Below are 11,151 nucleotides of genomic sequence, written 5' to 3'. Positions count from 1 at the left end.
GTGCCGGACCGCCGCGCGCCCGGCCCAGGTGCCCGATGACACCGCCCACGCCGAGTTCGGCGAGCCGCCGCCGGAGATCGCGCCGACCACCGGGACCCGGCTCGCGACGTCGCCCGCGGCGAAGAGCCCGGGCACGCCGGTGGCGCAGTCCGGCCCGGTGACGAGCCCGCCGACCCCGCGGATCGTCCCCTCGCCGAGCAGGGTGACCTCGAACCGGTCGCGGTACGGGTCGATCCCGCGGCGGGTGAACGGCAGCAGGAAGTTCGGCTGGACCACCGGCATCTTGCGGCGCACCCACTCCGGCGCGCGGTCGAGCGTCGTGTACACCGGGCCGCGCAGCATCGCCGCGCCGAGGACGCGGTTGCGGTCCGGGCCGGACGGCAGCTCGATGACTCGCCCGTCGGCGTCGGTGTAGGTGCCGAACAGGTACGCCATCGACCGCGCCATCGTGGAAAAGGCCGGGGCGAGGGTGTAGTAGTTCGAGAACTCCATGCCGGACAGCCGCGCCCCGGCTTCGACGGCCATCAGGTGGCCGTCACCGGTGTTTCCGCGCGAGCCGAGCAGGTGGGAGCGGAACGCCGTGCCGCCGGTGGCCAGCACGACCGCGCCCGCCCGCACCTGCCAGTTCCCGCCCGCCTGCCGCCGGACGCCGGCCGCGCCGCCCACGGAACCGTCCGGGCGCAGCAGCAGTTCGAGGGCGGGGTGGTGGTCGAGGATCCGGACGCCGGCGCGGTGCACGAGCCCGCGCATGGCGCGCAGGTACTCGGGCCCGCGCACGTTGTTCGTCCGGTCGGGTCTCCCGTCCCGCACCGGGAACGGGTAATACCGGTCCAGGGTGGGCAGCCGTTCCCACGTCGTGCGCAGGACCCGCAGCGCCTGCTCGGCGTCGGCTATCCCGCCGGCCTGCGCGTGCCGCTCGGCCACCGCGCGCTCGTGGTCCCCGGGTTCGACGAACCAGTGCGTGACCCCGGCCGTGGCGGTGACGCCGCTGGTGCCGCAGTAACCCTTGTCCACCAGCACGACGTCTCCGCCGGCCTGGGCCGCGGCCAAGGCGGTCCAGGTCGCGGCGAGGCCGCCGCCGATGACGAGCACGTCGGCCTTCACCGGGTCTCGGCCAGTTCGGCGACCCCCAGCTCGGCCAGCAGCCGGTGCCGCAGTTCCTCGAACTCCGGGTTGCGGCGGCTGCGTTCGCCGTCGAAAACCACGGGGTGTTCGGCGGCGAGCCGGCCGGACCGCAGCGCGACCACGCGGTCGGCGAGCAGGATGGCCTCGTCGACGTCGTGGGTCACGAGCAGGACGGCCGGGCGGTGCGCGTCGACGAGCTGCCGGACCAGGGCGTGCATCTTGATCCGGGTGAGCGCGTCGAGGGCCGCGAACGGCTCGTCGAGCAGCAGGAGCCGTGGTTCCCGGACCAGCGCCCGGGCGAGGGCGACGCGCTGTGCCTCGCCGCCGGACAGCGTGACCGGCCAGGCGTCGAGGTGCCCGGCCAGGCCGACCTCGGTCAACGCGCGGGCCGCGGCCTCGCGGGGCAGGCCGACGGCGACGTTCTGCCAGACCCGCCGCCACGGCAGCAGCCGGTGCTCCTGGAACACGACCATCCGCTCGGCCGGTGCGGCCAGCTCGCCGTCGTCGGGGGCGTCGAGCCCGGCGAGCAGCCGCAGCAGCGTCGTCTTGCCGCAGCCGCTTTCGCCGATGAGCGCGACGAACTCGCCGGGCGCGATGTCGAGGTCGAGTCCGTCGAGGACGGTCCGCGGCCCGAAGCTCTTGGTCAGCGCGCGCACGCGCACGGCGGTGCTCACAGCTTCACGGCGTGGTCGGCGATGGTGATCGGGCCGCTGAGGATCTTGCGCTGCGTAAGCCAGTCGGCCCCGCGCTGCAGCTGCGCGATCCCGTCGTCGTTGATCAGCGCCAGCTTCGTCCGGACGTTCTTGGCGGCCATCTTGTCCAGTACGGCCTGGGGGTAGTGGGAGACGGCGTTGCCGATGTCGAGGGCTTCCTTGTAGTGCTGGTTCTGCCAGTCGTAGTCGGCCTGGAACGCGGCGATCACCTTGCGGATGGTGTCGGCGTTCTGCTCGGCGTAGTCGCGGCGGACCAGATAGCTGGTGAAGTCGATCTGGAAGTCCAGCTCGTCGCCGTCGACGAAGATGGGCTTGGCGCCGTACTGGACTTCGGCGATCTCGCGGAAACCCTGCCAGATGGCCCAGGCGTCGATCTTCCCGGCGCCGAACGCGGCGGACGCCTCCGGCGGGTTGAGGTAGGTGATCTTCACCGACTCGCGGGGCACCTTGTACTTCTCCAGCGCGGCGACGAGCAGGAACTCGCCGAGGCCGGCCTTGTTGACCGCGACGGTCTTCCCCGCGAGATCGGTGACCTTTTCGATGCCGGTGTGCGCACCGGCGACGATCGCGGTGGTACGCGGGGTCGAGGCCGCCCAGGCGACGTAGACGAGGTCGGCCCCGGACAGGATCGCCTGGTCCGCCGGGGTGGTGCTGCCGCCGAAGCTGAAGTCGGCGGTCCCGCCGACGACCGCCTGCAGCGTCGGCGCGTGGTTGGGGAACGGACCCACCCACTCGACGGCGATGCCCTGGTCCTTGAGCGTCTTCTCGAGCACGCCGCGGGCCTTCGGAACGGAGATGGTGCTGTAGGTCAGCCGGACCTTGCCCGGCGTGGCGCCGCCGGCCGAACCGGTGGCGCACGCGGCGAGCGGGGCGGCGAGGGCGGTGAGCCCGGCTGCGGTCAGGAACGTGCGGCGGGAGAGTGTCATGGCTGTCCTCAGGCGGTCAGGCGGGCGTAGGTGGGGTGCCAGCGCAGCAGGCGGCGTTCGAGGAGGCGGGTGACGAGGTCGCAGAGGATCCCGATCACGGCGTAGATGAGCACGACGAGCACGATCACGTCGGTCTGCAGGAACTCGCGGGCGTTGGTGGCCATGAACCCGAGCCCCGCGTCGGCGCCGAGGGTTTCGGCGATGACCAGCGCGAGCCAGGCCGCCGTCAGCGACAGCCGCAGCCCGCCGAGGATCGACGGCAACGCACCCGGCAGCACGACCCAGCGGATCTGCGCGGCCCGGCCGAGGCCGACGACGTCGGTCATCTCGAGGAGCTTCGGGTCGATCTGGCGGATGCCGAGCACGGTGGTCAGGTAGAGCGGGACGGCGGTGCCGAGCGCGATCAAGAAGATCTTCCCGGCCTCGCCGATCCCGAACCAGACGATCACCAGCGGCAGGATCGCCAGGAACGGGACCGCGCGCACCATCTGGATGCTGCGGTCCAGCAGCGCTTCGGCCACTTTGGACAGTCCGACCAGTAGGCCGAGCCCGAGCCCGAGGCTCGCGCCGATGACGAACCCGGTGGCCGACCGCTGGAGGCTGGCGAGCAGGTTCGACGGCAGCTCGCCGTCGGCGATCAGCTCACCGGCCTTGGCCAGCACGCTGCTCGGGGCGGGAAGCACCTGCTTCGGCAGGAGCCCGGTCTGCGCCAGTAGTTCCCAGAGCGCGAGCACGGCGATCGGCGTCAGCCAGGAAACAGCTCGGTACGGGAACCGGAACCCGGCGGCGACCGGCCGGTCGAGGGCGCGGGTCACCGGGGATCGAGTCCGGAGTCGATGTACTCGCTCAGCTTCTTGCCGCCGGGGAACAGGCCCTGCTGCACCCAGGTGTCATAGGTCGTCTGCAGCTGGGCGGCGAGCGCGGCGTCGACCGGGATGCGCCGGTAGTTCGTTTCATCCGGACGTACCTGGGTGGCGATGGCCAGTGGCTGGTGGGCGAACCCGGCGTACCACTTGTCGAACGCGTCGGGGTTGGCCTTCGACCAGGCGTAGCTCTTGTCGACGCGGCTCGCGAAGTCCTGGATCGCGGTGCGCTTGCGCGGGTCGCTCAGCGCCTTGTCGGTGGCCGAGAGCACGTTGAGGCCGGAGTTGATGCCGGCGCCGTCCGAGAGCACCCGCGCGCCGAGTTCGCCGCGGGCGCGGGCGGCGTAGACGCTCCAGGTGGCCCAGGCGTCGATGTTGCCGGTCGAGAACGCGCCGTTCGCCTCCGAAGGAGCGAGGAAGTTGAGCGTGACGTCCTTGTCCGACAGCCCGGCCTGCTTGAGCGCGCCGATCACCAGGTAGTGCGCGACGCTGCCGCGGGTGGTGGGGGAGATCCGCTTGCCCTTGAGGTCGGCGACGGTGCGGGCCGGGCTGTCCTTCGGCACCAGGAGGTAGGTGCCCTTGCCGCCGTTGCTCCAGGCGGCGGCGACCTTGATCTTCGAGCCGCCGGCGATCGCCGTGACGGTCGGGGAATCGTTGGCGCCGCCGATGTCGACCGCGTCCGCGCGCAGGGCTTCGTGCAGGTTGACCGCGGCCGCGAACTGCGACCATTCGATCTTGTAGGGCAGGTTGTCGAGCAGCCCGGCGGCCTTCAGCCGGGACTGCGTGGCGCCGGTCTGGTCGCCGACGCGCAGCACGACCTCGCCGGACGCGTCCGAAGTGGACGATCCGCACGCCGTGAGCGCGGTGAGGCCGAGCAGGGCGGCCACGAGCAGGGCGAGCCGGGGTTTCGAGGGCATGCGGGAACTCCCCAATGCGGTGTCGGCCGCGGAGATTCTGGTTGCGGCGCCGGGCTAAATGGTCACCGGCGTGTGTCTATTTTCCATCGCCGCAGGGGAGAGTCAACGCTCCCGGGCGGGTTCCCACGAACCGGGAAGAGATCCACTGTGGACCGTCGCGGCGCGCGCGGCGTCGAAGTATTCGCGCAGCGGCCGCCAGCCGGGCACGACGAACCGCCCGCCGGGACCGGTGAAGGTCAACGTCGGCAGGGCGTAGCGGACATGGTGTTCGAGGTGCTTCGCCCGGCCGCTGTGCGGTCCCGGCGCGGTGATGTCGAGGACTTCCGGGCACGGGTTCCGGGTTTCGCGCCAGTCGTCGCGGACGGCCTGGCGGACTTCGTCGCTCGTCATCGCCGTCCGCAAGGCGTCGAGGTCGAGGCCGGGAATGCCGTCGACGGCGGCGAGCACACGTTCGGTGTCGTCGGCCGGGGTGCCGTGCCGGAACGTCGTTTCGCGCAGCCGCGTCAGGACCAGGTCGGCGACGGTTTCCCCTTGTGCCTCCGCGGCTTTCGCGGCCAGCGAGGCCGGCCAGCTCGTGCGGGCCACCCAGGCCAGGTGCGGCGGCTTCGGGGCGCCGGTGTGCTCGGTGACGCCGTCGATGAACTTCGCGTACCAGGCGGCTTCGGCGGCGGGGTCCGGTGCCGGGTCCTCGTCGTCGTCGAAGAGGATGCCGAACACCCGGCGCCACCGGGCGCCGGCGAGTTCCGCCCGCAGCAGGCGGAACTTCGGCTCCGACCCCCACGCCCACGGGCAGGCGGGGTCGGTGTACTCGACGACTTCGAGCGGCACGGCTCAGTCCTCGGGCACGTCGACCGGGGACCAGAGACTCGGCAGGTTGACGACGATGCCTTCCTGGCTGCTGCGCGCGATGATCACGAGGGCCTCTTCGTCGGTCGGGTTCTCTTCGCGGTGCGGCACGTACGGCGGCACGAAGATGTAGTCGCCGGGCCCGGTTTCGATGCGGATTTCTTCGTCGCCGTCGGCGAAGACGAACACCGGGTGGCCGGACTTGACGTAGATCGCGGTCTCGGCTTCGCCGTGGTGGTGGTCGCCCGAGTTGGTGACCGGTGCGACGTGGGTCTCGCCCATCCAAACCTTCGACGACCCGACGGTCTTGCCGGAGATGGCTTCCAGGCGGGTCATCCCGGTGGTCTGGTTGGTGTCGCCGGTGAGGTCCGCGCCGCGGATGTGCCGCAGCGGCTGGTGCCAGAGGTCGCTCATCGGATTTCCCTTCAGGTGGCGACGCGAGCCGGAGTCGCGTCGTCGAGCAGGTCGGCGATCGTCGTCGCGCGCAGCAACGCGTCGAGCCCGGCTTCGAGCCCGGACCAGAACGGCGTGAGCCCGGCCGCCGTGCCGTGGTAGGCCAGCGCGGGCCGGGGTTCGCCGCGGACGGAGAGGAACTCGCCGTCGACCGCCACGACGGCGTCCCGCACGGTCACCTCGCCGGCCGCCCTGGCCAGCCAGTAGCCGCCTTCGCAGCCGCGCTGGCTGCGGACCAGCCCGGCCTGGCGCAGGTCCCGCATGACCGCCTTGATGAACCGGGCCGGGATGTCCTGGGTGGACGCGACGGCTTCACAGGTGATCGGCCGCGAGGTGTCCGCGGCGAGCTCCAGCAGGACCCTGATCGCGTAGTCCGCCCTGGCCGAGATGCGCATGCCCGCCATCATCCCCGCACCAGGACCGGCCCGCGCGTCCCGGCGCGCAGCCATTCCAGGAACTGGACGATCTCGGCGGCCACGCTGCGGTGGGCGACGTCGTTGAGCACGTCGTGCCGGCCGCCCTCGACCAGTGCGAACCGGCCCGCCGGGAGCATCTCGGCGAACGCGCGGGCGGCCTTCGGGTCCGCGACCCGGTCCGCGCCGCCGTGCAGGACGAGCACCGGGGTGCGGGGGAGCACCGCCGGGATGCCGGCGGGCTCCGCGAGCAGGGCACCACGCCGGAGGCGGTCGTCGGTCTCGAGCAGCGTGCGGTGGACCGGGCACGCCGTCCGCGCGTCGAGCTCGCCGGCCCACGACCGGTCTTCGGCGTGCTCGGCCGACAGCGGCAGGCCCGCCGTGACGACCGCGTGCACCGGCAGCTCGGCGGCGAGGGAGAGGGCGGCGAGGCCACCGGTGTCGCTGCCGAGCAGCACCACCGGCACCGGGTTTCCACGGAGTTCGCCCGCGACGTCGTCCGGGGAGGTCACTGCGACGACCCGGTAGCCGTCGAACGCCAGCCGGGTGCCGAGCCGGCCGTAAAGCCCGGGGTGCTCGCCCCGGCCGGGCAGCAGGACGACCGTGCCGCGGATGGTCACCCCTTCGGGCGGGGCCCAGCAGACGGGGCCGGCGAGCGTCATACGGCGGCCGCCGTGGCGGGCCGGCGCTCGCGGCGGGCCAGCTCCGAGCGCACCAGGGGGAGCAGGTGCCTGCCGTAGTCGATCGCGTCGTCGAGCGGGTCGTAGCCGCGGATCAGCAGGGTGGTGACGCCGATGTCGACGTAGTCCAGCAATGCCCGGGCGACGGTTTCGGGGGTGCCGACCAGCGCGGTGGAGTTGCCGGCGGCGCCGGTCGCGGTGGCCAGTGGAGTCCACAGTGCACGGTCGTGGCGATCGGCCTTCGCGGCCGCGGCCAGCAGGCGCACGCTGCCGACGTTGGTCGGCGGGCCGCCGTCCCGCCATTCGCGAGCCGCCTTCGCCGCGCCGGACGCCGTGATCTTGTCGAGGATCCGCTCGGCCCGCTCCCACGCCAGTTCCTCGGTGGGCGCGAGGATCGGCCGGAACGACACGCTGATCCCCGGCGGGGTGAGCCGGCCGGCCGCCTTCGCCGCCGCCCGGACGGACGCGATTTGCTCCGCCGTTTCCTTGAGCGGTTCGCCCCAGAGCGCGAAGACGTCGGCGTGCTTGCCGCCGACACGGTAGGCCGCCTCGGAGGAACCGCCGAAGTACAGCGGGATGCGCGGGTTCTGCAGCGGCCGCACCTGCGGGGTGTAGTCGTCGAGCCGGTAGTGCTTGCCGTGGTGGGAGAACGCGGTCCCGGACGTCCAGGCGCGCTTGAGGATCTCCAGGTACTCGTCGGTGCGCTCGTAGCGCTCGTCCTTGGGCAGGTAGTCGCCGTCGCGGGCCTGCTCGACGTCACTGCCGCCGGTGATGGTGTGCACCGCGACGCGCCCGCCGCTGAAGTGGTCGAGGGTGGCGAACGCGCGCGCCGCCAGCGTCGGCGCGACGAACCCGGGGCGGTGCGCGATGAGCACGCCGAGGCGCTCGGTGTGCGCGGCCGCGTAGGCGGCGACCTGCTGGCCCTCCGGCCAGCCCGCGCCGTAGCCGATGAGCACGCGGTCGAACCCGCCGTCCTCGTGCGCCCGGGCGAACCGGCGGACGTAGGCCGGGTCGATCACCGGTCCTCTGGCGGGCCGGGTCTCGCTCGCGTCCTGGGTGCCGATCATGCCGACGAACTCGACGGGCATCTGCTTTCCTTTCGCCGCAACAAGAAGGCTCAGTCAGGGAACGGCACCCCGGCCCGCCCTGTCAAACAGGCATCTCCAGGTGTCCAATTAGTGGACGCTGCTGGCCCCGGGCGATCCGGGCGGCTTATGGTCGCGCCCCGACCTTCCGGAGGATTTCGTGACCACGACCGTCACCACCGTGCCGCCGCCGGACCTCGCCGCGCTGCCGTCGATCGTCGCCGAACTGGCCGCGCTGGCGGGCGAGCACGACCGGGAGGCGAGCTTCCCCCACGAGGGCGTCGAACGGGTGCACGCGGCCGGGTTGCTGACAACGACCGTGCACCCGCGCTACGGCGGCCCGGGCGCCGGCGTGCTCGACACCGCCCGGTTGCTTTCCGAACTGGGTCGCGGAGATCCGTCGGTGGCGCTGGTGACGGCGATGACGCTGTTCGTCCACGCCGCGCAGGGTGTCGAGCCGACCTGGCCCGAGGAGATCTACCGGGAGGTGCTCGCGGAGTCCGCCGAGCGGCCGGTGCTGATCAACGCGTTGCGCGTCGAACCGGAGCTCGGCTCGCCGACCCGTGGCGGCCTCCCGGCGACGCTCGCCCGCCGGACCGCCGACGGCTGGCGCCTGTCCGGCCGCAAGATCTACTCGACCGGCTCGGTCGGCCTGCGCTGGATGGTCGTCTGGGCCCGGACCGACGAACCGGAGCCACGCGTCGGCGGGTTCCTGGTCCGCGCCGACGCGCCGGGGATCACGATCGAGCCGACCTGGGACCACCTCGGCCTCCGGGCGAGCGCCAGCCACGACGTCGTGTTCACCGACGTCTCGGTCCCCGCGGAAGCCATCGCCGGACTGTCCACTCCGGACGCCCAGCGGCCGCCGGCCCTCACGTTCCCGCTGGCGCTGCCCGCGATCTACCTCGGTGTGGCGCGCAACGCGCTCGACTGGCTCACCGGGTTCCTCCGGAACCGCGTACCGAGCGGGCTCGGCAAGCCGCTGGCCACGCTGCCGAGGTTCCAGACCGGGGTGGGCGAGATCGCCGCCCGGATCACCGGTGCGGAGGAGGTGTTGTTCGGGCTCGCCCGCCGGGCCGACGAGGGCGACCCGGACGCGGCGGCGCACGCGGGTGTGGCGAAGGTGATCGCCACGCGGCTGCTCATCGAGGCGGTCGAACAGGCCGTCGCACTGGCCGGCAATCCCGGGCTGACGCGGGCCAACCCGCTACAGCGGCACTACCGCGATGTGCTGTGCAGCCGGGTGCACACCCCGCAGGACGATGCCGTACTGGCCGGGCTGGGCCGGTCCGTCCTCGCCTGAATTCCGGCCCTGGGAGCGCGCGTCGGCGCCTGGCTCGCGCGGATCGTCGGCGAGACGGTCAACGCCGACGCCGGCGTCGGCTCAGCACCGGCGCTATCGCCCGAACGTGGGTGCTGTCGCCGGTCTGTGCCGCAGTCGGGGATGTTGCCGAACTTGCTGACGTCGACGTGGATCAGCGAGCCGGGATGGTCGTGTTCGTAGCGGCGCAGCGGTTCGCCGATGACCCGGTCGATGCGGGACAGACGGTTGATCCGGCAGCGCACCAGCACCGCGTGCACTGTCGAAGCCGGGACGTTGAGCCGGCCGGCGATCCGGACCGGGCCGAGTCGGTGGCGCCATCGCAGCCGCACGATCGCCCGCATGAGGTGTTCGGGGTGCGGGTCGGGCTGTGGTGGGGGCGGCTGCTGCGGTGCAGGTCCAGCCGTGTTCGACGACCAGGCGGGCGAGTCGCAGCCGGAGCACGACAGGCCACCAGTGGTCACCTCATCTCGGGACAACGTCCCCGGACATCACAGCTAGGGGAAGAAATCGCCGGCAGCGAACGCCCGATCGTCACCGTCTCGGGCACGCCGTGGGTCCCCGGCCGGGCCGCCACCGAGGACGATCCGCTGCCGACCGACGGGCCGGTGGGCGGCTGCGGACGCTCGGTCAACGCGCTGCCGGCGATGGCTTCACGCGGCATGCGTGCCACCGCGGTCCGCATGCCGCGCACGGTCCACAACGAGGGCAAGGGTGGGTTCGCGGGGCAGCTGACCGATCAGGCACGCCGCACCGGCGTGGCAGGCTACCCCGGCGACGGCGCCCAACGCCGGCCTGCCGTGCACGCGCTCGACGCGGCGGTCCTGTTCCGGCCGGCGCTCGAGTCGGCACCGGCCGGAACTGCCTGGCATGCCGTGGCCGACGAGGGCGACGCAGTCCGCGGCATCGCGGCCGTCGTCGGTTCCCTGCTGGATCTGACCGACATTCCTGCGCTGCGCAACAACTTGGCCGCCGTCGCCGCGGAACTTCCGGCGCCCGAACCGGATCCGCGTGTCGCCGTGACGACGCGCCGTGGTCGGCTTGCCGGCGCGCTGTCCGCAGGAGATTGACTCGGTCGTAGATCGTGTCTTCGCCGAGTGCGGGAAGCGCTCGGATGAGCGGGGATCAGAGGTCGTAGAGCCGTGTCCAGTTCTCGCGTGAGGTCAGCTTCGGCATGGCGCGCTTGTACTGCTCCTGCACCGCGGCGCCCTCCTTTCGCAGGCGCTGGATCACCTGAATGCCGCGTTTGGCCAGGTCCAGGGTCTTGGCCCGGTCGTAGGACCGGACGCGGACGCCGTCCTGGTTGGCGTCCGTCACCACCACGGTGTTGAACAGCGACGTGTGCCACCAATGGGCTTCGTCCGCCGGGACGGCGCCGAGACCGAACCGGTGGCGGCCTCTGGTCTGGTCGAGCAACCGCTTGATCAGCACCACGACGGTCCGGCTCGGCGGTGGCGCGCTGTTGATGATGCCGATGTCGTTGGACGCGATGCCCGGCACGTCGGTCGCCTTGTAGCGCTTGGTCTCCGGGTAGGCATCGCGGATCCGGCGGATCTCCTGCATCGCCTCGACACCGCCGTCACGCAGGATCTCCGGGCCCTCGAGGAAGTCCTCGACGGCCTTGATCAGCGTCGCCGACAGGCCGTACTGCATGCCCAGCAGGTAGCGCACCAGCTGCGCGAGCAGCACCCGCGAGAGCAGGTTCAGGTTGAACGGCGAGTGCAGCGCGGCGGTGATGATCGAGTTGCGCAGGTTGAAGTACCGGTGCCACTCGTCCCAGTCCTTCATGTGGAAGTCCGCGTGCCACAC

At 72.2% G+C, this 11,151-nt stretch carries 11 protein-coding genes and 3 pseudogenes; 2 read left to right on the top strand and 12 right to left on the bottom strand.

Annotated features, from left to right (window positions below; all coding sequences use genetic code 11):
- From G3I65_RS25625 to G3I65_RS25580, 10 genes are all read right to left on the bottom strand, one after another.
- On the bottom strand, window positions 1-1,104 hold a 1,104-nt coding region (locus G3I65_RS25625; protein WP_160698373.1), incomplete at its 3' end, for an FAD-binding protein.
- On the bottom strand, window positions 1,101-1,799 hold the full coding sequence (locus tag G3I65_RS25620) for an ABC transporter ATP-binding protein (protein WP_160698372.1): 699 nt from the start codon (window positions 1,797-1,799) through the stop codon (window positions 1,101-1,103). The genes G3I65_RS25625 and G3I65_RS25620, both read right to left, overlap by 4 nt.
- Window positions 1,796-2,764: an ABC transporter substrate-binding protein gene (locus G3I65_RS25615; protein ID WP_160698371.1), complete on the bottom strand. Its 969-nt coding sequence runs from the start codon at window positions 2,762-2,764 to the stop codon at window positions 1,796-1,798. The genes G3I65_RS25620 and G3I65_RS25615 overlap by 4 nt, the downstream gene beginning before the upstream one ends.
- A gap of 8 nt (window positions 2,765-2,772) precedes the next feature.
- The gene (locus G3I65_RS57520; RefSeq protein WP_160698370.1) at window positions 2,773-3,579 is read right to left on the bottom strand and encodes an ABC transporter permease subunit; all 807 of its coding nucleotides are present in this window, start codon (window positions 3,577-3,579) and stop codon (window positions 2,773-2,775) included.
- Window positions 3,576-4,544: an ABC transporter substrate-binding protein gene (locus G3I65_RS25605; protein ID WP_160698369.1), complete on the bottom strand. Its 969-nt coding sequence runs from the start codon at window positions 4,542-4,544 to the stop codon at window positions 3,576-3,578. The genes G3I65_RS57520 and G3I65_RS25605 overlap by 4 nt, the downstream gene beginning before the upstream one ends.
- A 102-nt stretch (window positions 4,545-4,646) precedes the next feature.
- Window positions 4,647-5,372 (bottom strand): DsbA family protein, encoded by a 726-nt coding sequence (locus tag G3I65_RS25600; protein WP_160698368.1) that lies wholly within the window; start codon window positions 5,370-5,372, stop codon window positions 4,647-4,649.
- Between the two features lie 3 nt (window positions 5,373-5,375).
- On the bottom strand, window positions 5,376-5,804 hold the full coding sequence (locus G3I65_RS25595) for a cupin domain-containing protein (protein WP_160698367.1): 429 nt from the start codon (window positions 5,802-5,804) through the stop codon (window positions 5,376-5,378).
- A gap of 11 nt (window positions 5,805-5,815) precedes the next feature.
- Entirely contained in the window at window positions 5,816-6,238 is a 423-nt protein-coding gene (locus G3I65_RS25590) for an Rrf2 family transcriptional regulator (protein WP_203612506.1), read from the bottom strand.
- An 8-nt stretch (window positions 6,239-6,246) separates the two neighbouring features.
- Complete coding sequence (locus tag G3I65_RS25585) at window positions 6,247-6,918, bottom strand: alpha/beta hydrolase (protein WP_160698365.1); 672 nt, start codon at window positions 6,916-6,918, stop codon at window positions 6,247-6,249.
- On the bottom strand, window positions 6,915-8,024 hold the full coding sequence (locus G3I65_RS25580) for an LLM class flavin-dependent oxidoreductase (RefSeq protein ID WP_160698364.1): 1,110 nt from the start codon (window positions 8,022-8,024) through the stop codon (window positions 6,915-6,917). Before G3I65_RS25580 ends, G3I65_RS25585 begins: the two co-directional genes overlap by 4 nt.
- Window positions 8,025-8,181: 157 nt before the next feature.
- On the opposite strand from G3I65_RS25580, the gene G3I65_RS25575 reads away from it, so the two are divergent.
- The gene (locus G3I65_RS25575; RefSeq protein ID WP_160698363.1) at window positions 8,182-9,324 is read left to right on the top strand and encodes an acyl-CoA dehydrogenase family protein; all 1,143 of its coding nucleotides are present in this window, start codon (window positions 8,182-8,184) and stop codon (window positions 9,322-9,324) included.
- Window positions 9,325-9,443: 119 nt separating this feature from the next.
- Here the strand turns inward: G3I65_RS25575 and G3I65_RS25570 are convergent.
- Window positions 9,444-9,733 (bottom strand): annotated as a pseudogene (locus G3I65_RS25570) (IS481 family transposase); the annotation flags it as partial.
- A gap of 106 nt (window positions 9,734-9,839) precedes the next feature.
- On the opposite strand from G3I65_RS25570, the pseudogene G3I65_RS25565 reads away from it, so the two are divergent.
- Window positions 9,840-10,412, top strand: a pseudogene (locus tag G3I65_RS25565) (3-beta hydroxysteroid dehydrogenase); the annotation flags it as partial.
- Between the two features lie 55 nt (window positions 10,413-10,467).
- Here G3I65_RS25565 and G3I65_RS25560 read toward each other — a convergent pair.
- A pseudogene (locus G3I65_RS25560) lies at window positions 10,468-11,151 on the bottom strand (glycosyltransferase family 2 protein); the annotation flags it as partial.

Origin of the sequence: Amycolatopsis sp. SID8362, from assembly GCF_010550475.1 — a bacterium.
Classification (GTDB): domain Bacteria; phylum Actinomycetota; class Actinomycetes; order Mycobacteriales; family Pseudonocardiaceae; genus Amycolatopsis; species Amycolatopsis eburnea.
Note: the sequence above shows the minus strand (reverse complement) of the source record. Positions and strands in the feature narration are given on the sequence as shown.